Source organism: Plantibacter sp. VKM Ac-2876 (assembly GCF_015350715.1).
Lineage (GTDB): Bacteria > Actinomycetota > Actinomycetes > Actinomycetales > Microbacteriaceae > Plantibacter > Plantibacter auratus.
Genome location: NZ_JADKSI010000002.1, coordinates 695,430 through 720,231, shown reverse-complemented (window position 1 = coordinate 720,231; position 24,802 = coordinate 695,430). Strand labels below are relative to the sequence as shown.

Genomic DNA, 24,802 nt, shown 5'->3' with positions numbered 1-24,802 from the left:
CGGCGTCAGCTGCGCTGGCCGAGAGCGGTCAGCGCAGCTGCGACGTCGTCGTCGGTGTTCCAGAGGTGGAACGCGACCCTCGCCCGGCCTGCGCGACCCGATGCCGTGATCCCGGCCGACTGCAGCGCCCGGAGGTCGTGTCCATCGGGATCCGCCCACGTGACGATGGCCGAGGCCGTCCCGGTGAGGAGCGACCGGCTCTCGCCGATGCCCGCCCGGAGCGCCGCTGCGAGCCGGGTGTCGTGCTCGTACGCGGCGACGGCGTCGACCGCCGCGAAGAGGACGATGGCGGGCTCGGCGCCGACCCAGGCCTGCCAGGCGGGGGAGACGTCGAACCGTCGTGCGCTCTCGGCGAGATGCAAGGACGGGCCGTAACAGGACGACCAGACGTCGTCGCCCGAGTACCAACCGGCCTGGCTCGGCCGGAGGCGGTCCATCACCTCGTCGCGCACCGTCATGAACGCAACGCCTCGTGGCGCGCAGAGCCACTTGTAGGCGTGGCACACGGTGATGTCGTCGGCCGAGGCGTCGACGGGGAGCCACCCGGCCGCCTGTGTGAGGTCGTTGAGCGTCAGCGCGCCGTGCACGGCCGCCGCCTCACGGATCGCGACCACGTCGGCGACCGCGCCGGTCGCGGACTGCACCGCGGAGTAGGCGACGAGCCAGGTCGAGGCGTCGATGTGGGCGGCGAGTTCGGTCAGCGGTGCGTGGCGGACACGCACGCCGCGGTGCGCCTGCATGAGGAATGGAGCGACGAGTGAGCTGAAGTCGCCCTCGACGCAGAGGACCTCGGCGCCGTCCGGCACCGACGCCGCGACCATGGCGACCATGGCGGAGGTCTGGGATCCGATCGCGACCGAGCGGACCGGCACGTGGACCAGCTCGGCGAAGGAGCCGCGCACCCGCTCGACGACGGCGCCGTAGGCGGCTGCATCGGTTCGAGCCGCCTGCCACGCGGAGAGGTCGGCCATGATGGCGTCCGTCGTGCCCGTCGTCGGCAGTCCCAGCGTGCAGGCGGCCAGGTAGCCGGGTGCGGATGGGAAGGATCCGCTGGCTTCCTGGAGGCTGAGGGTGCTCATGCATCCAGTCTCTTCGCCGGGTATCCATACGACAAGGACCGGCTCTCGATGAGAACCATAACGGAGGATTATGCTTCGAGGGTGTCCACCCTTTCACCTCCGCCCTCGTCATCGGCCCTCGACGCCGGTTCCCTCCTCGTCGTCGGCGCCATCGCCTCGACCGGGTCGATCACGGCCGCCGCGCACGCGCTCGGCTCGAGTCAACCGGCGGTGAGCCAGCATCTCCGACGGCTCGAGCGACGGCTCGGTATGCCGGTCGTCGAGCGCGTCGGTCGGGGCGTCCGCCTCACCGAGGCCGGTGCGATCCTCGCCGGACACGCGGTGGCGGTGGACCGAGCGGTGCGCGCGGCGTCCGAGGAGCTCGCGGCACTCGCGGGGTTGCGGAGTGGGCGGGTGCGCCTCGTCGCCTTCCCTTCGGCGTCCTCGATGCTCGTGCCGCAGCTCCTCGCTCGCCTGGCCGACGAGCATCCGGGGATCGGGGTCTCGTTCGTCGAGGCCGAACCGCCGGAGGCCGTCGCCGCGGTCCGTGCCGGTGAAGCCGACGTCGCGATCACCTTCAGCTACCCGGACGATCCGGACGACCCGCATCGGGAGAGCGCGGCCGGGCTCCGCGTGCGCCGGTTCGGAACCGACCCGATGCGTCTCGTGCTCCCGGTCGGACATGCTCGAGCCGGTGACCGACAGGTCGACCTCGCGGCCCTCGCCGGTGAGCGTTGGATCGCGGGTTGTCCCCGTTGCCGAGGTCATCTCCTCGGTCTCTGCCGGTCGAGCGGCTTCGAGCCCGTCATCGCGCACGAGACCGACAACGCGATCGCGGTCACCGCCCTGGTGGCGGCCGGGCTCGGCGTCGCCCTGCTGCCCACCCTCGCGCTCGCGGCCGCACAGCTGCCGACCGAGGTGGTCGTGCTGCCGACGCGCAACGACGACGACCGGGCACTCCACCTCGTCAGCGCCGAGCACGCGGACCGCATCCCCGCCGTCGCTGCACTCCTGCGGATCGCCGCGTCCCTGGGCGGCGCGACTAAGATGACAGGCGATGTCTGACACGATTACGCACCCCTTCTCCACGGCTTCCGGCACCGACGTCCGCGTCCGGTTCTGCCCGTCGCCGACCGGCACGCCGCACGTCGGTCTCGTCCGCACGGCGCTGTTCAACTGGGCGTACGCCCGGCACACGGGGGGCAAGCTCGTCTTCCGGATCGAGGACACCGATGCCGCTCGCGACAGCGAGGAGAGCTACGAGCAGCTCGTCGACGCGCTCACGTGGCTGCGGCTCGACTGGGACGAGGGCGTCGGCGTCGGCGGACCCCACGCGCCGTACCGGCAGTCCGAGCGGAGCGACATCTACGCCGACGTGATCGCGCGGCTGACGGCTGCCGGGCACCTCTACGAGAGCTTCTCGAACGCCGACGAGATCGACGCCCGCAACGAGGCGGCTGGCCGGCCGAAGCAGTTCGGGTACGACAACTTCGACCGCGACCTCACCGACGAGCAGCGCGCCGCGTTCCGAGCCGAGGGCCGCGAGCCGGCGCTCCGTCTGCGGGTCCCGGACGACGACCTCAGCTTCGACGACCTCGTGCGCGGTGAGATCACCTTCCCGGCCGGGTCGTTCACGGACTTCGTCCTCGTGCGCCCGAACGGCAAGCCGCTCTACACGCTCGTGAACCCCGTCGACGACGCCATCATGCAGATCACGCACGTCCTCCGCGGCGAGGACCTGCTGCCGTCGACGCCGCGGCAGATCGCGCTGTACCACGCGCTCATCGACATCGGTCTCACGACCTTCGTCCCGCGGTTCGGTCACCTCCCGTACGTCATGGGCGAGGGCAACAAGAAGCTCTCGAAGCGCGACCCGGAGGCGAACCTCTTCCACCACCGCGACCGCGGCTTCGTGCCGGAGGGGCTCATCAACTACCTCGCGCTGCTCGGGTGGTCGCTGAGCGGCGACCGCGACGTCTTCTCGATCGACGAGATGATCGCCGCGTTCGACGTCGTCGACGTCAACCCGAACCCGGCGCGCTTCGACCTCAAGAAGGCGGAGTCGATCAACGGCGACCACATCCGACTGCTGGAGCCGGCCGACTTCCTCGGCCGCATCACGCCGTACCTCGTCGAGGCCGGTGTGGTGATCGAGCCCGTCACCGAGGCGCAGCAGGCCGTGCTCGAGCAGGCCGCCCCGCTCGTCCAGGAGCGCATCGCGCTGCTCGGAGAAGTCCCCGCGCTCCTCGGCTTCCTGTTCCTCGGTGCCGCGGAGCTCGAGTACCAGGAGGACGCGCTCAAGGGTCTTCCGGCGAACGCCGGCGAGGTGCTCGCCGCGTCCATCGGCGCACTCGAGCTCGTCCCCGAGTCGGAGTGGACGGCTGGTTCGATCCAGGACGCGCTCGCCGGCGCGCTCATCGAGGGCCTCGGACTGAAGCCCCGTATCGCCTACGGCCCGCTGCGCGTCGCCGCGTCCGGGCGTCGGATCTCCCCGCCGCTCTTCGAGTCGCTCGAGATCCTCGGGAAGACGGAATCGATCACGCGACTCGATCGGCTCTCCGCGCACCTCGCGTCATGAGCGACTCGTACGACGTCGTCGTGGTCGGCGCGGGACCCGCGGGGCTCTCGGCCGCGCTGAACCTGGCTCGCGCGCGTCGTCGCATCCTCGTGCTCGACGGCAATCGCCCACGGCACGCCGCGACGCTGCGCTCGCACGGCTTCCTCACCCGCGACGGCATCGCTCCGCTGGATCTCCGGCGAATGGGGCGCGAGGAGGTTGCCGCCTACGCGAACGCGGAGGTCCAGTTCGCGTCCGTGCAGTCGATCGAGGCGACCACTGACGGCTTCCACGTCGTCGCCCAGGGGGTCCGTGGCGAGCCGGATCGCGACGTCGTGACCCGGACGGTCGTCGTCGCGAGCGGTCTCACGGAGACGCTGCCGAAGGTCACGAACCTGCGGGCCTTCTACGGAACAGACCTGCACAGCTGCGTCGAGTGCGACGGGTACGAGAAGGCCGACGCGCCGCTCGCGCTCATCGGCGAGACGACGGACCTGGCGGAATGGGCGATCCTCATCGCACAGTGGTCGTCGGACCTCATCGTCTTCACGAACGGTACCGACACCGTCACCGGTCCCGAGGAGGCCGCGCTCGCCTCCGCGGGCATCCGGGTCGAGCGGGGTGCGATCGCGGAGCTCGACGGCGGTCGCGACGGCTTCACCGGTGTCCGCCTCGCCGACGGTGCGTTCATCCCGCGCTCCGGGGGCTTCGTGCGGCCGCAGTGGGCCGCGCCCCTCGGATATCTGGAACAGCTCTCGCTCGATCGCGACACCGACGGGTACGTCGTGGTCGACGCCTGGGGTCGCACGTCCGTGCCGGGCGTGTACGCCGCCGGGGACATCACGCCTCCCGGTCCGCAGCAGCTCATCGTCGCGGCCGGGAACGGCGCTCGGGTGTCCAGAGCACTCAACCGGGACCTCGCGGGCGTCCCCGGCTGAGAGACCCGCGACGCGCCCGGGACGCTTCGATTTGAGACGGCCGCCTCCGTAGGCTAGTGTTGTTCTTCGGTCGGGGCTTCGGTTCTGACAGTGGGGTATGGTGTAATTGGCAACACGACTGATTCTGGTTCAGTTGTTCTTGGTTCGAGTCCAGGTACCCCAGCAGTACACCATCACCACGACGAAGGCCCGCGATCATCGCGGGCCTTCGTCGTTTCCGGCGTGCTGTGCAGCTCCGTGGGCTGGCGACGCCGCCGAACCACCGACGTCTCTCACCGCGGCTCCGAATCCTCCTCCACGGATGTGCGCTCGAACGCGATGATGCGCTCGACGGCCGGGATGATCTGCGAGGCCATCCGACGGAAGACCTCCGGGCCCTGACCGAACGGGTCGACGACGTCGTCCTGCGCCGGATCGGGGAGTCGCGCGCTCGTCCGGTTGGCCGCCAGTTCGGGGGCGAGATGCTTCCAGCGCCCTGCTCGAGGGCGGGGGAGTCGTCCCGAGTCGACGGTGTCGAGGAGCCGGGCGAACTCACGCAGGGAGAAGGTTCGACGCAGCGCCTCCGGGCACAACCTGAGGACGGCGCTGCGATGCTCCCGCGTCATGGTGAGGACGACGTCCTGTCGAGCCACGAGGTCGGCGGTGAGCTGCGTCGCGGTGAAGCCGGCGGCCGTCGCGGCGAGCGGGCCGAGTAACGCCGCATTCGAGGCATCGATCGGGTGTCCGCGCAGTGCCCCCGTCCCGGCGCTCCGCACCTCGAAGCCGCACGCGTCGACCTCCGCCAGCCCGCCGCCGAGAACAAATTGGGCATACGGGGACCGACAGATGTTGCCGGTGCAGACGATCAGGATCCGGGTCGGAGGCGGATCGAGCGGGGTGTTCATGCTGTGGTCCGCCGCGGTCGACGCGTCGGGGCGGTCCGGTGGTAGTACGCGTAGGACGACGACTGCTCTCCTCGAGCCACCTCGAGGCGGTTGAGGACGACCCCGAGGAGCTTCGCCTGGACGAAGCTGAGGTTCTCGAGGGACTGCCGGAGCTGATCGCGGTGCAATCGTCCGTCGGCCGACGCGACGAGCAGGACCCCGCTCGCGAGGGTCGACAGTGCGGTCGGGTCCGAGACGTTGATGAGCGGGGGTGTGTCGATGACCACCACGTCGTACGCGCGTTCCATCTCGGAGAGCGCGCGCTCCATCGCCGCCGATCCGAGGAGTTCACTCGGATTCGGCGGCAGCTCGCCGGAGGTGAGGACGGCGAGACGCCCCGCCCCGTCGACCGCCTGCGAGGCATCGCCGAGGCTGATCCTGCCGGTGAGCACGGTCGTGAGCCCGACCGCATCCTCGAGTCCGAACATCTCGTGCTGGCGGGGTCGGCGCAGGTCCGCATCGACGAGGAGGACGGCGTTCCCCGCCTCTGCGAGGACGAGCGCGAGGTTCGCCGCGGTGGTGCTCTTCCCTTCGCCCGGGACCGAGGACGTGACCATCACGCTGCGGAGTCCGCCGTCGATGGAGACGAACTGGAGGTGTGTCCGAAGTTGCCGGAAGCTCTCGGCGCGCCGACTGTAGCTCTCCGTCGATCCGAGGATGAGTTGAGCCGCGTCGGTGGGCTCCGTGTGGAAGGCGCCGAGGATGCTCGTGTCCGTGAGCTTCTCGATCGCCGAACGACCACGGAGTCGGGTGTCGAGGACCTCGATGAGCAGCGTGATCCCGACGCCCAGGGCGAGGCCGGTGAGGACGCCCACCGCGAGGTTCTGCAGCACGTTCGGCGCAACGGGCGACCGGGGTGGAGACGCCGGTTCCACGATCGTCAGCCCGACCGGGGTCGGATCACCTGGTGCACCGGCGGAGCCCACCTCGTTGGCGCTCTCGACATCGTCGACCAGGTCGACGAGCACCTGGGCTGCGGTGTTCGCGATGCGGGCTGCCGCAACCGGATCGCTGTCGACGGCGGAGATGTTGATCAGGACCGACTGCGCGGGATTGGACGCTGAGATCTTCCCGATGAGCGACACGGGGTCGAGGTCGAGGCGGTCAGCCACCGTGGACCGCACCGTCGAGCCGGTGGCGAGGATCACGTATGAGGCGACGCGGCTCTGGGCGAAGGTGTTGCCCTGATTGAGGTCGCCCACGGAGTCTCCACCGGTGACGGCCACGAACAGCTGGCCCGTCGATTGGTAGGCGGGTTTGGTGATGAGCGTGTATCCGTGGGCGAGTGCGGTGGCCCCCAACGTGATCGCGACGATGAGCAGCCAACGATGGCGGAGGATGCGCAGGTAGTCCTTCAGGTCCATCCTGATATGTTAGTCGTCTGACATGCGCGTCGCGTCGGCGGACATGACGCAGGGCCTGGACTCACGAGTCCGGGCCCTGCCTGACGGTGGCGGGGCGGTCTGCCGTTCAGGCGGCCTTCCCGAACCGGTCGGTGCCGTTCGCACGAGGTCGGCGCGGGGCGCGGTTCGTCTGACGGACCGTCGGTTCGGTCATGACCGGTCGTTCACTGCCGACCACGGTGCGGTCTGCGACCCTGGCATCCCGATCGACGCTCGCGCCGTGGGCGACCTGGACATCGGCACCCAGACGGGCGTCGCTTCCGACCCGCGCTCCGCGTCCGATGACACAGCGCTCCCCGATGTGGACGTTCGCGCCGATGAAGGCGCCTTCGCCGATCACCGCGGACCGGTCGATCCAGGTTCCGGCACCGATCCAGGCGTTGGCACGGATGTCCGCGTCAGCCTCCACGAAGGTGGTGCGTTCGATGAACGCCGACGGATCGATCAGTGCACGAGCTGCGACCATGCCCTTGCCGTTCGGGTGGTGACGGTACCGTTCCACCTCGCCGGTCCGGCCTTCGATCTCTTCGTACACTCTCGCCATGGGTGACCCCCTTCTGGTCTACTCAACACTGGGGACAACGCCGGGTGGCTCCCGGTCATTCCTTCCCGGGGCCTGCCTGGGAATCCCATGAGTCTCGTGCTGTGCTGTAGAGGGTGTTCGGAGGAGGAGACCGCCGCGGTTTGGTCGTGACCGGTCATTGGAAGTCGCGCGAACGGGTGTTCGCCCCGATCCGGAGCGCTTCCAACCGATCCGCCACCAGATTGACGATGCCTTCCGGTGATCGCTCCAGCATGCCGCGGACCACCATCGCCGGGGCTTCCCTGGCCACGCGGCGATACCGGTTCCAGACACCGACGCTGCAGATCACGTTGACGAGTCCCGCTTCGTCCTCGAGGTTCATGAAGGTGATGCCGCTCGCCGTCGCCGGCCGTTGCCGATGCGTCACGACACCCCCGACCTCCACGCGACGGTCCGTCTGCGCCGTCAGGAGTTCGTCGGACCGCAGCGCACCTCGTCGTGTGAGTTCGGCTCGGACGTGGCGGATGGGGTGGTCGTCGGTCGACATCCCGGTCGACCAGATGTCGGAGATGAGTTGTTCGGCGGCCGTCGGAACCGGAAGCAACGGCGGCTGCACGGTCGTGAACGTCCCCTCGAGCTGGTCGGGACGATGCCGACTGGCCTGCGCTGCGCCCCACATCGCCTCACGACGGGTGAGGCCGAATCCGTCGAAGGCGCCCGCCGCCGACAGCGACTCCAACTGCGAGGAGCTCAGGCCGATCCGCCTGGCCAGGTCGGCCTGGCTGGTGAACAGCCCTCCGGACTCCCGTTCGGCGACGATCCGCTTCGCGAGCTCCTCACCGATCCCCTGGACGGAGGAGAGACCCAGCCGGACGGCGAGTGCGCCGTCGCGCCGGTGTCCTGCCGAATCGTCGGGAAGGAGCGGATCGAAGAGCCCGGTCGGTCCCTGCTCGTGTTCGAGGCAGCGCGTGCGCCCGCCGGGAGCGACCGGGGCACCGGGGGCGGCCTCGGGGTCGAGCGCTTCGAGGCCGGCCTGTGCGCCGGAGCGATGCAGATCGGGACGCAGGACGGAGACGCCGTGTCTGCGGGCGTCGGCGACGAGCGTCATCGGCGAGTAGAACCCCATGGGCTGCGCCCGGAGCAGGGCCGCGAGGAACGCCCCCGGGTAGTGCAGACGCAGCCAGGCGCTCACGTAGACGAGGAGGGCGAAGCTCAGGGAGTGGCTCTCGGCGAAGCCGAAGTTGGCGAAGGCCTGGATCTTGGCGTACACGGCATCGGCGTCCGCTCCGACGATGCCGTTACCGGCCATGCCGAGGTACAGCGTGTCCTTGAGGCTCTCGATCTTCTCCTCGCCGCGCTTCGATCCCATCGCCCGGCGCAGGAGGTCCGCATCCTCGGCCGAGCACCCACCGACGGCCATCGCCATCTGCATGAGCTGCTCCTGGAACAGCGGCACGCCGAGCGTGCGTTCGAGGACCGGTTCGAGGCTCGGGTGGAGGTAGGTGATGGGCTCCTGGCCGGTCTTCCGGCGCAGGTAGGGGTGCACCGCGCCGCCCTGGATGGGCCCCGGGCGGATCATGGCGACCTCGATGACGAGATCGTAGAACCGGCGGGGGAGCAAGCGCGGCAGCATGCCCATCTGCGCGCGGCTCTCCACCTGGAAGACCCCGATGGTGTCGGCCCGGCAGAGCTGGTCGTAGACCCCTGCTTCGTCCTTCGGGATGGTCTCCAGGGTCCAGCGCTCCCCGGTGTGCTCGGCCACGAGGTCGAAGCAGTACTGGATGGCCGAGAGCATGCCGAGACCCAGGAGGTCGAACTTGACGAGACCCATCCAGGCGCAGTCGTCCTTGTCCCACTGGAGGACCGTGCGACCGTCCATGCGCCCGTGCTCGATCGGGCAGACCTCGCCGACCGGCCGATCGGTCAGCACCATGCCACCCGAGTGGATGCCCAGGTGCCGGGGCAGGGTGAGCATCTGCTGCGCGAGGCCGACGACGCGCTCGGGGATGTCGTGGTCGGTGCTCGACATGACCCCGCCCCAACGCTCGACCTGTTTCGACCAGGCGTCCTGCTGACCGGGGCTGTACCCGAGCGCCTTGGCGGTGTCGCGGACGGCGAACTTCGGCCGATAGCTGATGATGTTCGCGACCTGAGCGGCGTTGCGGCGCCCGTAGGTCTCGTAGACGTACTGGATGGCCTCCTCGCGCCGGTCGGAGTCGAAGTCGACGTCGATGTCGGGCTCCTCCTCCCGCATGCTGGAGAGGAACCGTTCGAACGGCAGCTCGTAGAAGATCGAGTCGACGGCGGTGATCCCGAGCAGGTAGCAGACGGCCGAGTTCGCGGCGGAACCGCGTCCCTGGCAGAGGATGCCCCGGCCGCGGGCGAAACTGACGATGTCGTGCACGATCAGGAAGTACCCGGGGAAGTCCTTCTGCTCGATGACCTCGAGCTCCCGTTCGATGCGTCGGAGGTGTTCGGGAGTGGCGTCGGGGTACTTGACGGGGACGGCTTCGAGCACGAGGTGCCGAAGCCAGCTCATGGGCGTATGGCCCTCCGGGACGCGCTGTCGCGGGAGCTTCGGGCGGACCGCCCGCAGGCTGAAGGCGAGTTCGTCGGCCAGCTCGACGCTCCGTGCCACCGCTCCGGGGTATCTGGCGAACCGGTCCGCCATCTCGGCTCCGCTCCGCAGGTGCGCGGTCCCGGCCGCGGGAAGCCATCCGTCGAGCTCGTCGAGGCTGCGTCGTGCTCGGACGGCCGCCAGCGCGGTCTGGAGTCGATGCTGCTCGGGCGTGGCGTAATGGACGTTGCCCGTGGCGACGACGGTGAGGTCGAGCAACGCCGCGATCTCGGCGAGTGCATCGTTCTCCGCCGAGTCCTCCGGGTGGCCGTGGTCGCTCAACTCGACGACGACGTGCTCCGGACCGAACAGGGCGACGAGTCGGTCGACCGCGGCGGCGGCGGCCTCCAGACCGTGCTCACGGAGCGCGGTGCGGACGAACCCCTTGCGGCACCCGGTGAGCACGGTCACGTGGCCGGCGACGGAGGCGGCGAGCCGCTCGAGGTCGTAGATCGGGTGACCCTTCTCGGCTCCGTCGGCGAGTTGTGCGTCCGTGATCGCGCCGGCCAGGCGGTGATACCCCTCTGCTCGACGGGCGAGCAGGAGCAGATGATGCCCGACGGGGTCGGGGACGCCGTTCTGCGGCCGGTCCAGGCCGATGGACAGTTCGGCACCGTAGACCGTCCGGAGGTCGGGGAACCGTTCCGCCGCCTCGGCCATCCGGACGACACCGTAGAAACCGTCGTGGTCGGTGAGCGCGAGCGCGTGCAGGCCGAGTGCCGCAGCCTCTTCGACGAGCCGCTCCGGCGGGCTCGCGCCGTCGAGGAAGCTGAAGCTCGAGTGCGCGTGGAGTTCCGCATAGGGGACCCGCGTCGTCGGCGGGCGCTGCTCCGGTGGTTCGGGGACGTACGGTTGACGCTTCCGCGACCAGGCCGGGCTGTCCCCACCGTCGGCTCCCAGCGGAAGGGTGGCCGGACGGCTCGCGTCGGACAGACGGCGCTCGAACTCCGACCATGAGACCGGGGGGTTGTTCCATCCCATGCTGGGCTCCTTCGTCATGCGGTGTGGTGCGGACGTGATGCGGTTCAGTCGTAGCGGGCCTCGGCCCTCCAGTGCTGCTCCTCCAACAGGAGCAGCCAGGCGTCACCCGAGTCGTCGAGGACCTGGAGACGGTGGACGCGATGGTGGCCGTCGTCGTCCCACCAGCGTTCGTCGATGCTCCAGGGGCCGGCCCAACCGTCGATGACGTGCCAGTCCGAGAGGGCGAAGAACCGTGCGGGTGCTGCACTCACGGTGCTGCGCTCGTCGACCGCCACAGCCTGGCCCGTCGCGTCGACGACCTCGACCGGCACGGCGGTGTCGAAGACGGTCGACGGAGCCGCTCCCGGGATGGTCCCTGGCCACGGCCGGTTCCGACGTTCGGCCACGGCCGCCTCACCACCCGGCGGAACGCTGCCCCAGGGGACGAGGATGCGGCGGTCGAGGAGGAGGCGGCCGCCGGACGGCACCGCGGTCACGACGCCGTCGTGGCCGAGCATGCTCTGGACGCGGGCGAGTCCGCTGTGGATGCGTTCGTCCGGTCCGCTGCCCCAGAGTCCTTCCTCGTGTTCCGCAGCGTCGTCGAGGGTCTCCGGGACGACCTCGACGAGTTCGACGGGGGAGGCGAGTCCGTGATCGATGTCGGACGCGCCCTGCAACTGCCAGCGCACGCGATCGAGGACGTCGCCGGCGGTGAACCAGCGTGGGTGGAGCCAGGTGCGGGTGGAGCGCTCCCCGCGCTCGCTCCGCATGCTGATCGTGATCGCGGTGGTCACGAGGCCGGCCTCCGCCAGGCCGGTGATGAACCGTTCCGCGGACTGCCGGAACCCGAAGGTCAGCTGGTCGATGCGGTCGAGCGGGGGCTCGAAGGCGATCGACACGGCCAGCTCTGTCGGCGGCACGCGAGGGACGACGCTTCGGGCGTCCGCGCCGGCTGCGAGGCGGTGCGCTCGGGCGCCATCGGGGCCGAAGCGGTCGCGGACCTCGGTCGCGGGCAGTGCGCCGAACGCCCCCAGGGTGCTGATCCCGAGCCGGTGCAGCAGTGAGCTGAGTTCGGGGCGCCCGAGGGTGGACAGGGGGAGCGGGGCCAGGAAGGCGGGAGAGGCTCCGGAGGGGATGACGAGGATCCGGGAACCGTCCTGCTGGAACGCGGTGGACCTCGCGGCCTGCTCCGCGGCGAAGGGGCCGTCGGCGATGCCGATCCGTGCATCGGGGACACCGAGCTCGTCGAGACGGGCCAGGAGGACCTCTGCCGCAGCCGACTCGCCGCCGTAGTATCTGCTCGGTCCTCGGGATCGGATGGCGCAGAGCCCGGCCCGGAAGGGTTGGACGCCCGGCATGAGCTCCTCGATGCCGAGGAGGATCGGCTCGAAGGCGCGGGTGTCGACGACCGGGTCGTAGTCGGCGGTCGCCAGTTCCGGACAGCGTGCCTCGGCCTCGCGGACACGGAGTCCACGCCGCACTCCTGCTCGACGTGCGCTGGCGTCGCAGGCCAGGACCTCACCATGCTCGACCAGGGCCAGCGGGGCGTCGGCCGTGTCCTCGGACAGCGTTCCAGAGAGTCGTGCCGCCACGATCGGCCAGTCGGGGCACCAGAGGACCATGGTGCGCTCGACCGGTCCCGCAGGCGGTTCGGTCGTCATCGGTTCACGACCATCGGGAGCCGGACGACCGTGTCGTCGTCGAGGAGGCTGGAGCCGGCGAGCGGCGCGGTGCGGCCCTCGGTCGATCCCAGGGGCAGCGTCAGGTGCGCGGTCCTGGGCCGGCCCGCAGCCCCCTGGCCGAGCATCGAGCTGACGGTGAGCCGCCGATGCCGGAGATGTCCGTGCCCCGCCCCGAGGCCGCTCCAGGAGCTCTCAGTCACGCGCAACGTCGCATCGCTCTGCGGCCAGGAACCGAGGACGATCAGTGCGGCCTCGCGCTGCCGGAGGCGAGCCGCGAGTCTGGCGGCGTCGCTCGGGGCGATCCGTCCGGGAGGCGCTGTGATGAGCACGCCGGCGACGTCGGCCATGGCCGCGGTGACCGTGAGCCAGTCCGGACCGGGCTGGGGGACGAGGACGAGTCGTTCGAGGTCGATGCCCATGGAGGCCGCCGCCTCCACGCCGAACGACGGGAGACCGATGACGGCGCACCAGGTCCCGGCTGCGGACGGCCCGGCCATGAGCGACATGGCGAGCGCCGTGGAGCCGAGCACGGAGTAGCTGCCTCCGGCCTGGAGGGCGCCACCGGGCAGGAGCCGGGAGAGCTCAGGAGCGGTCGGCAGGGATCGGGTGTCGAGGCGCGTCCCCTGCATCCGCTTGATGCGCCCCTGGAGTTCGTGCAGCTCGGTCGCGGTGTCCGCCCTGACGGGGGAGTCGACGAGTGCGCGGAGGGCCATGGCTCAATATTCGAACATATCTTCGAACAAGTCAACCGGCTCGATCCGGTCTCGACGACGACTGACGGATGACTCGACCATGGTCCGGCATCCCACCGACACGCGGCCCGCGGTGTCAGCGGCGCCCGGTACGCTGGGCCCATGTGCGGACGTTTCGTCGTGACCGAATCCACCGAGGAACTCATCGAGCTCTTCGACATCGACCACGCGGCTGCCGAGCTGCCCGGGCCCTCGTACAACGTGCGCCCGACCGAGCAGATCCCGATCATCCTCGACTCGGTGAAGACGGGGCCGGTGGTCCGCCGGCTCGAATCGGCGCGGTGGTCACTCGTGCCGTCGTTCGCCACCGAGCTGAAGAGTCAGTACCCGACCTTCAACGCTCGCGCGGAGGAGGTCACCACCAAGCCCACGTTCGCGCCATCGGTCAAACAGAAGCGCGCATTGGTCCCCGCCGCCGGGTACTACGAGTGGCACACCGAGGGCGCGACGAAGACCCCGTACTACGTGCAGACCGCTGGTGGTGAACCGATCGTCTTCGCGGCCCTCTATTCGTGGTGGCGCGACCGCTCGCTACCGGACGACGACCCGCGGCGTTGGGTGCTGAGCGCGACCATCCTCACGCGGTCGGCGGTCGGTCCCTTGCAGGAGCTGCACCCACGGACGCCCGTGACGCTGCCTCCGGAATGTTGGGACGCCTGGCTCGATCCGCACCACGAGGCCGACCAGGACGAGGTCGACGAGATGGTGTCCGCAGCGACCGACGTCGCGGAGCAGCTCGTCTTCCACCGGGTGGCGCCGTTGCAGGGCGATGGACCGGAGCTCATCCTCCCCGTCCAGGAGTAGCCGCAGGAGAGTCGGCCGGAGGCACGGAACGGAACCGCCCCGGAGACACGAAACCTACCCCGGACACACAGAACCGCCCCTGACGCGAACGTCAGGGGCGGTTCTCGGTGTCTCAGACGCGAGGGCTGGAATGACCGGCCGCTCGGATCGTCAGCTCCGACTGATCAGAGAATCAGAGGGGGCGGATGTTCTCGGCCTGCAGGCCCTTGGGGCCCTGGTTGGTCTCGAACTCGACCTTCTGGTTCTCCTCGAGCGAGCGGTAGCCGCTCGTCGCGATGGCGGAGAAGTGTGCGAAGACGTCGGCGCTGCCGTCGTCAGGAGTGATGAATCCGAAGCCCTTTTCGGCGTTGAACCACTTCACAGTTCCAGTTGACATGTATTTCCTCTTTCATGAGTGACCGTTCCCGACTTTCGGGCCCGTTCGTCGCGGTGTTCTTTGCTCGCTCCTCAGAAAAGCAGCGTATCCATCGGTGGAAACGCGGCTTGAAATACCTGCGCAACACAACAACTTCGATCCACGTTAGCCCATCTCGGCTCGAAACGGCAGCCGAACACGTAACGGATTGGCCAATTCTGCATCTTTTTCCGTCATTCGACGTGATGCCTGGGTATCTCCAGCGGATCTCGCGGTCTGCGGTGATTCCCCAGCCGTCGACCGTAGGCTGAGGCCATCTGCAGAGCGCATGCTCGCCCGAGCGTCCGCTCACCACCCCGGCTGGGAAGTCGACACGATTCCTCCGGAGTGCCCATGTCAACTGAAGCCATCCTCGGCCCGGTTCGTGCCACGAGCCCCCGCAAGCCCGGCGCCACGAACGTCACCAGCTCCTACTCGTCGCTGTTGAAGACGGTTCGCGAGGCGGGACTCCTCCGCCGCCACCGCATGTTCTACATCCTGACGTTCTCGTTCCTCGTGATCGCGCTCCTCGGCTGCGTCACCGGGTTCGTCCTGCTCCGCGAGTCCTGGTTCCAGTTGCTCATCGCCGGCGCGCTCGGCATCATCCTCACCCAGTTCGCCTTCCTCGCCCACGAGGCCTCGCACCGTCAGGTCTTCGAGTCGGGTCGGGCGAACGACCGCGCCGGGCGCTTCCTCGCGGCGGGCATCGTCGGCATCAGCTACTCGTGGTGGATGACGAAGCACACGCGCCACCACGCGAACCCGAACCAGGTCACCAAGGACCCCGACATCGAGATCGACACGATCTCCTTCATCGAGGAGGACGCGGCGAAGGCGAAAGGCCTGCAGGCGCTGATCACCCGGAAGCAGGGCTACCTCTTCTTCCCCCTCCTCATGCTGGAGGGCATCAACCTCCACGCACTGTCCTTCAAGACCCTCTTCGGTCCGGGCAAGGTCGACGGCCGCGCCGCCGAGATCAGCATGATCGTCGCCCGCGTCGGTCTGTACCTGGCCGCGATCTTCCTCTTCCTGCCCGTCGGCATGGCGTTCGCGTTCCTCGGCGTCCAGCTCGCGGTCTTCGGTGTCTACATGGGTGCGTCCTTCGCGCCGAACCACAAGGGCATGCCGATCATCCCGGCCGACATGAAGCTCGACTTCCTCCGCAAGCAGGTGCTGACCTCGCGCAACGTCCGCGGCTTCGGCATGGCCACCTTCATGGGCGGCCTGAACTACCAGATCGAGCACCACCTGTTCCCGAGCATGCCTCGCCCGGCTCTGGCCCGTGCTCGCGTCATCGTTCGGGAGCACTGCGAGACCCAGCAGGTGCCGTACACCGAGACGACCCTGCTGCAGTCCTACGCCATCGTCATCGAGTACCTCAACCGGGTCGGGCTCTCAGCCCGCGACCCGTTCGACTGCCCGGCGGCGGCGAACTTCCGCCGCCGGTAGTCGATCGGGCTCAGACCTCGAGCGTGTCGAGCGGGGCGAGCGGGTAGTAGGTCCCGCCGCCCTGTTCGGTCGCCCACTGCAGGCGGTCGTGCGACATGCTCTGTCCCGGCCCCGAGAGCACCATCTCGTGCGTCCCGAACGCGCGCTTCGGCGCGACGGCGGTGACGAAGTCCATGCCCTCGGAGATCTTCATCCACGGTGCACCAGCCGGGGCGGCCAGGACGTCGACCTCGACGCCCTCGGGGACGGCGAAGGAATCGCCGGGGTAGTACACGAGGTCGTTGATGAGGACGCCCACGTTGTCGATCACCGGGATCGACGAATGGATGACCGCGTGGGTCCCGCCGAAGAAGCGGAGCGTGAACGGCCCGGCTTCGACCACGTCTCCCGGAGCGACGACGGTGATGTCGTAGCCGTCCGCGGCGGCGGCGACACCGGCCGGTCCGTAGAGGACGGCCTCCGGGCTCGCGGCGAGGATGCGGTCGAGGTGCTCCGCGGTCCAGTGGTCGGGGTGCAGGTGCGTGATCAGGACCGCCGCGGTGTGCTCCACATCGGCGATCGGCGACGTGAACGCGCCCGGGTCGACGATCAGCTTGGCGCCGTCCGTCTCGAGGAGGAATGCTGCATGTTCGAACTTCGTGAGTCTCATAGGACGAGTGAATACCGTGGGAGCGCCGGGGGCAACCCGGTCGTCCGGGTGTCCGCCCGCTGCGGGCCTGCCAGAATCGGCAGGTGACCACGCAGCCCCGACGCATCGGCGTCGCCATCAACCCGACCGCGTCGTTCGGCTCGACCCGAACCGTGGGCCCGATGGTGCTCGACGCCCTCGAGCAAGCCGGGCACCGCGCCGTCCGCCTGCAGGAGCAGACCGTCGGGCAGCTCCGGAGCGCGGTGCGGACTGCCATCGAGGCTGGGTTGGACGCGCTCGTCGTCGTCGGTGGCGACGGCATGGTGAGTCTGGCCGTCGAGGCGGTGCGTGACTCGGGCCTGCCGTTCGGCGTGGTCCCGTCCGGTACGGGCAACGACATCGCCAGGGGACTCGGGATCCCGTTGGGGGATCCCGCAGCCGCGATCGCGTCCCTGCTCCGTGCGCTCGAGGGCGAGCCGCGCGTGATCGACGCCGGCACGGTGACGGACGGCGAGCGGACGACCTGGTTCGTCGGTGCGGTGTCCGCAGGCTTCGACGCCCTCGTCAACGAACGGGCGAACCGCATGCGACGGCCGCGCGGGCGCAGTCGGTACACGATCGCGATCCTCCGTGAGCTCCTGGCTCTGCGACCCCGCCGGTACGAGCTGACCGTGGACGGGGCGCCGGAGACGGTCGACGCCGTCCTCCTCGCCGTCGCGAACAACACCTCGATCGGTGGAGGCATGCTCATCGCGCCGCAGGCGGACCTCGCCGACGGCCGAATCGACCTCTTCGTCGTCGCACCCGTGTCCCGATTCCGGTTCCTCCGGCTGTTCCCCAAGGTCTTCTCGGGTGCCCACACGGATCTCGACATCGTGCGACTGTCGAGGGTCCGTTCGGTCTCGATCGCCGCGGACGGCATCACGGCCTACGCCGACGGGGAGCGCATCGGTCCGCTGCCGGTCACGATCGACGTGGTCCCCGGCGCCCTCCGCGTGCTCGCCTGAGCCTGTCGGCCCGACCGAGACCACTGCGCGACACGCCCGTCGGATGCCGCTGGTGGCCTCGATTTGTACGGCTCGAAATCGTATGGCATACTCATATCCGTTGCTTACGGCCCCATCGTTTAGCGGCCTAGGACACCGCCCTCTCACGGCGGCAGCACGGGTTCAAATCCCGTTGGGGTCACAACACCGAACGAAGCCTCGCTTTCCTGAGTCATCAGGAAGCGGGGCTTCGTTCATTTGGCGGCTCGGGTGCGCCTCGGGATGGCCACGCGGGCCTTCCGGGACGCTCCGAAGGCAGGGCCCGCACCGATCTCGCCGAGTGCCGCTGCGTGCTAGCTTGGCCGGGTGACCGTGAAGCAGAAGCGCCGCGCTCCGGCGACAGCCGCAGTCCTGATCCTCGCCGCCCTGCTGACGGGGTGCTCCATCCCGGTGACGGGGGAGCCCGTGGCCGGCGGTGCCGGCCCCGTCGTCGACGTCGCCGGCGGCACCGACGACACGCTGCGCAAGGACTTCGACGCGAGTCCCCAGGAGGTCAACGACTACTGGACCGACGACAAGTTCGGCGGAGCGACGGCACCGGATCTGAAGCCGGGTGAGGACACGCTCACGGGCGACCAGGCCACCGGCGTGGTCGTGCACCCGAGTACCGGGGTCGGTCCCGACGTCGACGTCAAGGCCATCACCCCGACAGCAGCCGGCGACCCGTACCCGGCGACCGGCTTGGCGGCGGCGACGCAGGGACGTCTGTACTTCTCCATCGGCGGTGCCACGTACGTCTGTTCCGCGAGCGTCGTCAACGCCCCGACCATGGACCTCGTCCTGACGGCGGGCCACTGCGTCTGGGACACGTACGGCAAACAGCTCGCCGAAAACATCATTTTCATACCTGCCGACGCGGCCAACGGCCAGACCCAGCCTTACGGGCAGTGGGCCGGAGTCAGCACCTACGTCCCCGACGAGTTCACGAGTGAGGCGACCTCGGACGCCAGCGGCGCGACGAGCGGCAACGGCTGGGCCTACGACTTCGCCTTCATCCGGCTCGCCCCGAACGCTGCAGGCCAGAAGATCCAGGAGGTGACCGGCGGTCAGGGCATCTCGTTCGGTACGCCGCCCGAGGGCATCACAGTGATCGGGTATCCGTCCGCCGCACCGTTCGACGGCCAGTCGCAGCGCTACTGCGCGAGCCAGGCCGCCACGAAGGGATACGCCGGATACCGGGTCGACTGCCTCATGACCCCGGGTTGCTCGGGCGGGGGCTGGCTCACCCGCCTGGATCCCGCCACCGGTGCCGGGTACGTCACCTCGGTCACCTCGCGCGGCGACGGTTCCTGGCTCGAGGGCCCCGTGCTCGGACAGCGGGCGCTCACCCTGTACAACGACGCTCTGGCGGAGGGGTCATGACCGCCAGCGCGAGTTTGACGCGACGCCGGCGGCGGATCGGTGTTCTGGCTCTGGCCGGGAGCGCCGCGCTCGCCTTGAGCGCGTGCACGACGCCCGGATCGGCGTTCCCCGACGCCGCCGCCCAGCAGAGCTACATGCAGGATCTCGCCGAGGCGAGGTTGGAGTTGCTGTCAGCCCAGATCGGCCAGGCGCCGGACGTGATCGGGTCGGCATACGTCCACGCCGTCTCGGGAGACCTCGAGTCGCACGAGAACGACTCGGTCGTGCTCTTCGGCGACCCGACCGCGTCGTTCAGCCAGGACAAGGGCTCGGCCGACGGCGACACCGTCGACATCTATCACCAGGCGGGAGTCGACTACGACCTCCTGCTGCTCGGCGGTGAACTCAAGGAGCTCGCGCCCACGGAGTGGGTGGCCGTCCAGACGCAGTACGTGGCTGACGAGGACGCCGAAGGTTCGCTCGGGCCGGCCTGCGTCTACCCCGGCATCTCCATCGCGTGCGACATCTACAGCGCGGTCGAAACCACTCGCAGCTCGGGGGACGGCGCGCTCAGCAGCGTCGTCGTCTCGATGCGCAACGACGGCTCCTCGCAGATCTCGACGAGCGCGAGCCTCGAGAGCGTGCTGGCCGTCGGGACGCTCTTCGACCTCCCGGACGACCTCGTGTCGTCGTTCAGCGAGGACGACCTGGCGACCCTCCTACCGGTGACGATCTTCCAGAATGCCGAGGGTGGCCTCGTGAAGATGGAGTTGAGCGGGACGGTCGAGAGCGAGAGCAAGCTGCAGCTGCAGGCCGGCTTCGAGGTGTCGGGCACGTCGACGCTCGAAGACCTGCCGACCGCACCATCAGGATTCGACGTGACGGTGATCCCGGCGGCCGATCAGGCCGCGTTCTGGGATCGGATCGAGGAGTTGAGGAAATGACCGACGACCAGAAACCCGAGGACCTCGGAAAGCCCCCGGTCGGCGGCCCCCTGCGCCCCGACCAGCAGCCGCCGGGATTCCCCGACCCGAACGCACCCCGCCTGGAGTTCGGACCGGGCAGCCCGCAGCGTCAGACGCCGCCGCAGAACGGTGCACCCCAGAACGGCGCGCCGCAGGGTCAGAACGGACCGCCGCAGAACGGCCCGTCTCAGCCGCCCGCGCCTGGTCAGACCGGGGGAGGGCCCCGTCCGCAGGGAGGCGCCCCAGGGCAGCAGCCCAACGGTCCTGCGCCGCAACCTCGCACCCAGTCCGGAGCGCCGTTCGCCGGCGCGCCCGGTGGGCAGCCGTGGGCGCAGCAGCAGCGGCCCTCGAACGCAGCTCCGAACCAGCAGCCGCAGCAGCAGGGGCGGCCAGGCGGTCCGGACGGGTTCCGGCCCCCGACAGCGAATGGTCAGCCCGGTCACGCGCCCGGGGGTCCTCAGCAGGGTCGGGCCCCCAGCCAGGCTCCGCAGGGACGTCCGCTCGGCGCGCCGCAGGGTCAGCCTCAGAACCAGCCTCAGGGGCCGCAGAGTCAACCTCCTTACGGTCAGGCACGCCCGACCGGGCCACAGCCCTTCGGTCCGGGACAGGCGCAGCACCCGACCGGCCCGTTCCAGCCAGGTCCGCAACAGCAAGGATCGCAGTCCGGTCCACAGCAGACCGGTCCGTTCCGACCCGGCCCCGAGTACGGCGTCGTGGGCCAGCAGCCTGCTCCGAGCCGGAAACCCGCGCGCAAGCCGCTCGGGCGCAAGCTCTGGATCGGCGTGCTCGTCGGTGCGGTCGCCGCATCGCTCATCGCCGTCCCGCTCACCCTCCTCTCGGTCGGTCGCCTGTTCACGCCGATGCTCGACCGCGGCTCGGTGCAGACCGGTGTGGCCGAGGTGCTCAAGCAGGACTTCGGCCTCGCAGACGTCGAGAAGGTCGAGTGCCCGAGTGACCAGCCGGCCACGACCGGGACACAGTTCGAGTGCACGTTCTCGTACAACGCGAAGAGCTACCCGGTGGCCGTCGAGGTCATCAACGACCAGGGGCAGTACCGCGTCGGGATCGACGCGCCGAAGTAGCCGGGGTGTCGGTACCGGCGTCCCCTCGAGCGACGACGGTGCCGACGGCTTCGCCACTGACCGGGTGGTACGCTGGGCGAATGTTGTCCGGGCTGCTCCTCCTTCCCAGCCGCGACGAGGCCTAGTTCCAGGCTCCCTCGTCGCGGAGGTCGCTGACGCCTGACCACTCATCGTTTGAAGGAATTCCACGACATGTCGCAGCTGAACGCCGATCCGTCCGTCCCGAGCATTCCCGAGCACCCGCGCACGCTCGCCGAGAAGGTCTGGGACGACCACCTCGTCGTCAAGGGTGAGGACGGCACGCCCGACCTCATCTACATCGACCTGCACCTCGTCCACGAGGTGACGAGCCCGCAGGCCTTCGACGGTCTGCGCCTGGCCGACCGGCCGCTGCGTCGCGTCGACCTCACGATCGCGACCGAGGACCACAACACCCCGACGCTCGCGATCGACAAGCCGATCGCCGACCTCACGAGCCGCACGCAGATCGAGACCCTCCGTCGCAACGCCGCGGAGTTCGGGGTGCGGATCCACTCCCTCGGCGACCTCGATCAGGGGATCGTGCACGTCGTCGGGCCGCAGCTCGGCCTCACGATGCCCGGGATCACGGTCGTCTGCGGCGACTCGCACACCTCGACCCACGGCGCCTTCGGGGCCATGGCCTTCGGTATCGGCACCAGCGAGGTCGAGCACGTCATGGCCACGCAGACGCTGCCGTTGAAGCCGTTCAAGACCATGGCGATAACGGTCGAAGGCACGCTGCGGCCGGGCGTGACCGCGAAGGACATCATCCTCGCCGTCATCGCGAAGATCGGCACCGGCGGCGGGCAGGGCTACGTCCTCGAATACCGCGGCTCGGCGATCCGTGCGCTCTCCATGGAGGGCCGCATGACGATCTGCAACATGTCGATCGAGGCCGGGGCCCGGGCCGGGATGGTCGCCCCGGACCAGATCACCTACGACTACCTGCAGGGCCGCCCGCACGCTCCGACCGGAGCCGACTGGGACGAAGCCGTCGCCTACTGGGACACCCTCGCGACCGATGAAGGCGCCGCCTTCGACGCCGAGGTCTTCCTCGACGCCGACACGCTGGAACCTTTCGTCACCTGGGGTACCAACCCCGGCCAGGGTGTCTCGCTCAGCGAGAACGTTCCCGACCCCGCGGCCATCGCCGACCCGAACGAGCGCTCCGCCGCCGAGCGCGCGCTGGAGTACATGGCGCTCGAAGCCGGGACCCCGATGAAGGAGATCCCGGTGGACGCGGTCTTCATGGGCTCCTGCACGAACAGCCGGATCGAAGACCTACGGGCGTTCGCCTCCGTCATCGAGGGCCGCACGAAGGCCGAGGGTGTGCGGGTGATGGTGGTCCCGGGTTCCGCCCGGGTTCGGATCGAGGCGGAGGCCGAGGGGCTCGACAAGATCATCACCGACTTCGGTGCGGAGTGGCGGTTCGCCGGATGCTCCATGTGCCTCGGGATGAACCCCGATCAGCTCGCGCCGGGGGAGCGCTGCGCCTCGACGTCGAACCGCAACTTCGAGGGTCGCCAGGGCAAGGGCGGCCGCACGCACCTCGTCTCGCCGCTCGTCGCCGCGGCGACCGCCATCCGCGGAACACTCTCCAGCCCGGCCGACCTCGAGGTCGAGCCCGGCAGACACGCGGCCACCGAGCAGGAAGGCGTGCACGCCTGATGGACAAGTTCACGACCGTCACCGGCGTCGCCGCTCCGATGCGGCGCTCCAACGTCGACACCGATCAGATCATCCCCGCCGTCTACCTGAAGCGGGTCACGAAGACCGGCTTCGAGGACGCACTCTTCGCCGGATGGCGCCAGGACCCCGACTTCATCCTGAACCAGCCGGCCTACCAGGGCGCGAGCATCCTCGTCGCCGGGCACGACTTCGGTACCGGGTCGTCGCGTGAGCACGCCGTCTGGGCGCTGCGCGACTTCGGGTTCAAGGTCGTCGTGTCGTCCCGCTTCGGCGACATCTTCCGCGGGAACTCCGGCAAGCAGGGCCTCCTGGCCGCCCAGGTCACGGAGGAGGAGCTCGAGCAGCTCTGGGCTGCGATCGAGGCCGCTCCAGGCGCGGATTCCGTCGTCGACCTCATCTCCCGCACCATCACGGTCGGCGATCTCACGGTTTCGTTCCAGGTCGACGATTACACTCGGTGGCGGCTCATCGAAGGACTCGATGACATCGGGCTGACGCTCCGTAGCGAGGAGCAGATCACCGCATTCGAAGCCCGGCGGCCGAACTGGCTGCCCCGCACCATTCCCGTCAAGTAGCAAGGCAGTAGGTACCGGTTTGAATTCACTCGTCCAGGCGTCACAGGCGGCAGGCTCGTCGGTCGGACTCGATGTCGACCGCATCACGATCAACGGCGGTATCCCGCTCCGGGGCCGCATCGAGGTCAAGGGTGCCAAGAACCTCGTGACCAAGGCGATGGTGGCGTCGCTGCTCGGCGAGAACGTCAGCGTCCTGCGCAACGTGCCGAACATCAGCGACGTCCGGGTGGTCCGCTCCCTGCTCGAGATCCACGGCGTGGACGTGACGGAGGGCGAGAACCCGAACGAGCTCCGCCTCGACCCGACCAACGTCGAGTCCGCCCACATGGAGGAGATCGACGCGCACGCCGGCTTCTCCCGGATCCCGATCCTGTTCTGCGGGCCGCTGCTCCACCGCCTCGGGGCGGCGTTCATCCCCGACCTCGGAGGTTGCCGCATCGGCGACCGCCCCATCGACTTCCACCTCGACGCGCTCCGCAAGTTCGGCGCGGTCGTGGAGAAGCTCCCGCAGGGCATCCGTCTCTCGGCCCCGAACGGTCTCCACGGGACGACGGTGCATCTCCCGTACCCGAGTGTCGGCGCCACGGAGCAGGTCCTGCTCACGGCGGTCCGCGCCAAGGGCACCACGGAGCTCAAGGGTGCGGCGATCGAGCCGGAGATCATGGATCTCATCGCCGTCCTCCAGAAGATGGGCGCGATCATCTCCTACGAGCCGAACCGCGTGATCCTCATCGAGGGTGTGGACAAGCTCGAGGGGTACGACCACACGGCCATCGGCGACCGCAACGAGGCAGCGAGCTGGGCGTCGGCCGCGCTCGCGACCGACGGCGACGTCTTCGTCGGCGGCGCGAAGCAGCAGGACATGATGACGTTCCTCAACATCTTCCGCAAGGCCGGTGGCGGGTTCGACATCACCGACGACGGCATCCGGTTCTACCGCAAGGAGGAGCTGAAGCCCGTGGTCATCGAGACCGACGTGCACCCCGGCTTCATGACGGACTGGCAGCAGCCTCTCATCGTCGCGCTGACGCAGGCGACGGGCGAGTCGATCGTCCACGAGACCGTCTACGAGAACCGCTTCGGCTTCACGGACGCGCTCAACACCATGGGCGCGAACATCGTCGTGCACCCCAACGGGCTGTCGGGTACGCCTCGTCGGGTGCCGCGGCGCAACCTCGAGCAGGCCGCCGTGATCAACGGACCGACGCCGTTGCACGGTGCCGACATCGAGGTACCCGACCTCCGCGGTGGCTTCAGCCACCTCATCGCGGCGCTCACCGCCGAGGGCAAGTCGACGGTCAGCAACGTCGGCATCATCAGCCGCGGGTACGAGAACTTCATCGTGAAGCTCCAGCAGCTCGGTGCTGACTTCGTCCTCGAAACGAAGTAGTCCGC

21 protein-coding genes and 2 tRNA genes are annotated in these 24,802 nt (G+C 69.3%); 14 read left to right on the top strand and 9 right to left on the bottom strand.

The window, feature by feature from the left end:
• Positions 1 to 5: 5 nt before the first annotated feature.
• Positions 6 to 1,079: an aminotransferase class V-fold PLP-dependent enzyme gene (locus tag ITJ62_RS09750; RefSeq protein ID WP_194601444.1), complete on the bottom strand. Its 1,074-nt coding sequence runs from the start codon at positions 1,077 to 1,079 to the stop codon at positions 6 to 8.
• 81 nt (positions 1,080 to 1,160) lie between these two features.
• Between ITJ62_RS09750 and ITJ62_RS09745 the strand changes: the two genes are divergently transcribed.
• The 4 genes from ITJ62_RS09745 (at position 1,161) to ITJ62_RS09730 (ending at position 4,716) form a co-directional block, all read left to right on the top strand.
• Positions 1,161 to 2,123, top strand: coding sequence for a LysR family transcriptional regulator (locus tag ITJ62_RS09745; RefSeq protein ID WP_370581883.1), 963 nt, complete (start codon positions 1,161 to 1,163; stop codon positions 2,121 to 2,123).
• Complete coding sequence (gltX, locus tag ITJ62_RS09740) at positions 2,116 to 3,636, top strand: glutamate--tRNA ligase (protein ID WP_194601439.1); 1,521 nt, start codon at positions 2,116 to 2,118, stop codon at positions 3,634 to 3,636. The genes ITJ62_RS09745 and gltX overlap by 8 nt, the downstream gene beginning before the upstream one ends.
• The gene (locus ITJ62_RS09735; RefSeq protein ID WP_194601436.1) at positions 3,633 to 4,553 is read left to right on the top strand and encodes an NAD(P)/FAD-dependent oxidoreductase; all 921 of its coding nucleotides are present in this window, start codon (positions 3,633 to 3,635) and stop codon (positions 4,551 to 4,553) included. The genes gltX and ITJ62_RS09735 overlap by 4 nt, the downstream gene beginning before the upstream one ends.
• Before the next feature lie 91 nt (positions 4,554 to 4,644).
• Positions 4,645 to 4,716: transfer RNA gene (locus tag ITJ62_RS09730), tRNA-Gln, on the top strand.
• A 109-nt stretch (positions 4,717 to 4,825) separates the two neighbouring features.
• Here ITJ62_RS09730 and ITJ62_RS09725 read toward each other — a convergent pair.
• From ITJ62_RS09725 to ITJ62_RS09700, 6 genes are all read right to left on the bottom strand, one after another.
• Positions 4,826 to 5,437 carry a low molecular weight phosphatase family protein gene (locus ITJ62_RS09725; RefSeq protein WP_194601433.1) on the bottom strand — a complete coding sequence of 204 codons (612 nt, stop codon included), beginning with the start codon at positions 5,435 to 5,437 and terminating at the stop codon, positions 4,826 to 4,828.
• On the bottom strand, positions 5,434 to 6,840 hold the full coding sequence (locus tag ITJ62_RS09720; protein ID WP_194601430.1) for a polysaccharide biosynthesis tyrosine autokinase: 1,407 nt from the start codon (positions 6,838 to 6,840) through the stop codon (positions 5,434 to 5,436). The genes ITJ62_RS09725 and ITJ62_RS09720 overlap by 4 nt, the downstream gene beginning before the upstream one ends.
• 106 nt (positions 6,841 to 6,946) lie before the next feature.
• On the bottom strand, positions 6,947 to 7,423 hold the full coding sequence (locus ITJ62_RS09715) for a DapH/DapD/GlmU-related protein (RefSeq protein ID WP_079002213.1): 477 nt from the start codon (positions 7,421 to 7,423) through the stop codon (positions 6,947 to 6,949).
• Positions 7,424 to 7,577: 154 nt separating this feature from the next.
• Positions 7,578 to 11,000 (bottom strand): error-prone DNA polymerase, encoded by a 3,423-nt coding sequence (locus ITJ62_RS09710; protein ID WP_194601427.1) that lies wholly within the window; start codon positions 10,998 to 11,000, stop codon positions 7,578 to 7,580.
• A gap of 44 nt (positions 11,001 to 11,044) precedes the next feature.
• The gene (locus ITJ62_RS09705; protein WP_194601425.1) at positions 11,045 to 12,640 is read right to left on the bottom strand and encodes a DNA polymerase Y family protein; all 1,596 of its coding nucleotides are present in this window, start codon (positions 12,638 to 12,640) and stop codon (positions 11,045 to 11,047) included.
• Positions 12,637 to 13,374, bottom strand: a complete 738-nt coding sequence (locus ITJ62_RS09700; protein ID WP_194601422.1) for a hypothetical protein — start codon at positions 13,372 to 13,374, stop codon at positions 12,637 to 12,639. Before ITJ62_RS09700 ends, ITJ62_RS09705 begins: the two co-directional genes overlap by 4 nt.
• A 141-nt stretch (positions 13,375 to 13,515) precedes the next feature.
• Here ITJ62_RS09700 and ITJ62_RS09695 point away from each other — a divergent pair, with 141 nt between their 5' ends.
• Positions 13,516 to 14,217, top strand: coding sequence for an SOS response-associated peptidase (locus ITJ62_RS09695; RefSeq protein WP_194601419.1), 702 nt, complete (start codon positions 13,516 to 13,518; stop codon positions 14,215 to 14,217).
• A 172-nt stretch (positions 14,218 to 14,389) separates the two neighbouring features.
• Here the strand turns inward: ITJ62_RS09695 and ITJ62_RS09690 are convergent, their stop codons facing one another.
• Positions 14,390 to 14,593: a cold-shock protein gene (locus tag ITJ62_RS09690; RefSeq protein ID WP_056006986.1), complete on the bottom strand. Its 204-nt coding sequence runs from the start codon at positions 14,591 to 14,593 to the stop codon at positions 14,390 to 14,392.
• 372 nt (positions 14,594 to 14,965) lie between these two features.
• Here ITJ62_RS09690 and ITJ62_RS09685 point away from each other — a divergent pair, with 372 nt between their 5' ends.
• Positions 14,966 to 16,060: an acyl-CoA desaturase gene (locus tag ITJ62_RS09685; RefSeq protein ID WP_191940856.1), complete on the top strand. Its 1,095-nt coding sequence runs from the start codon at positions 14,966 to 14,968 to the stop codon at positions 16,058 to 16,060.
• Positions 16,061 to 16,070: 10 nt separating this feature from the next.
• Here ITJ62_RS09685 and ITJ62_RS09680 read toward each other — a convergent pair whose 3' ends face one another.
• Entirely contained in the window at positions 16,071 to 16,709 is a 639-nt protein-coding gene (locus ITJ62_RS09680) for an MBL fold metallo-hydrolase (protein WP_124769078.1), read from the bottom strand.
• Positions 16,710 to 16,792: 83 nt separating this feature from the next.
• On the opposite strand from ITJ62_RS09680, the gene ITJ62_RS09675 reads away from it, so the two are divergent.
• The 8 genes from ITJ62_RS09675 to murA all read left to right on the top strand — a co-directional run bounded on the left by ITJ62_RS09675 (position 16,793) and on the right by murA (position 24,797).
• Positions 16,793 to 17,695 carry a YegS/Rv2252/BmrU family lipid kinase gene (locus tag ITJ62_RS09675; protein ID WP_194601416.1) on the top strand — a complete coding sequence of 301 codons (903 nt, stop codon included), beginning with the start codon at positions 16,793 to 16,795 and terminating at the stop codon, positions 17,693 to 17,695.
• A gap of 108 nt (positions 17,696 to 17,803) precedes the next feature.
• A tRNA-Glu gene (locus ITJ62_RS09670) sits at positions 17,804 to 17,876 on the top strand.
• A gap of 164 nt (positions 17,877 to 18,040) precedes the next feature.
• The gene (locus ITJ62_RS09665; protein WP_121290177.1) at positions 18,041 to 19,096 is read left to right on the top strand and encodes a serine protease; all 1,056 of its coding nucleotides are present in this window, start codon (positions 18,041 to 18,043) and stop codon (positions 19,094 to 19,096) included.
• A complete protein-coding gene (locus ITJ62_RS09660; protein WP_194601400.1) occupies positions 19,093 to 20,019 on the top strand; it encodes a hypothetical protein in 927 nt (308 codons plus the stop codon). The genes ITJ62_RS09665 and ITJ62_RS09660 overlap by 4 nt, the downstream gene beginning before the upstream one ends.
• 734 nt (positions 20,020 to 20,753) lie before the next feature.
• Positions 20,754 to 21,122: a DUF4333 domain-containing protein gene (locus tag ITJ62_RS19315; RefSeq protein WP_194601397.1), complete on the top strand. Its 369-nt coding sequence runs from the start codon at positions 20,754 to 20,756 to the stop codon at positions 21,120 to 21,122.
• Between the two features lie 192 nt (positions 21,123 to 21,314).
• Positions 21,315 to 22,811, top strand: a complete 1,497-nt coding sequence (leuC, locus tag ITJ62_RS09650) for a 3-isopropylmalate dehydratase large subunit (protein WP_079705635.1) — start codon at positions 21,315 to 21,317, stop codon at positions 22,809 to 22,811.
• The gene (gene leuD, locus ITJ62_RS09645; protein WP_194601395.1) at positions 22,811 to 23,407 is read left to right on the top strand and encodes a 3-isopropylmalate dehydratase small subunit; all 597 of its coding nucleotides are present in this window, start codon (positions 22,811 to 22,813) and stop codon (positions 23,405 to 23,407) included. Before leuC ends, leuD begins: the two co-directional genes overlap by 1 nt.
• Positions 23,408 to 23,426: 19 nt before the next feature.
• Positions 23,427 to 24,797 carry a UDP-N-acetylglucosamine 1-carboxyvinyltransferase gene (gene murA, locus ITJ62_RS09640; RefSeq protein WP_064296294.1) on the top strand — a complete coding sequence of 457 codons (1,371 nt, stop codon included), beginning with the start codon at positions 23,427 to 23,429 and terminating at the stop codon, positions 24,795 to 24,797.
• Positions 24,798 to 24,802: the final 5 nt, after the last annotated feature.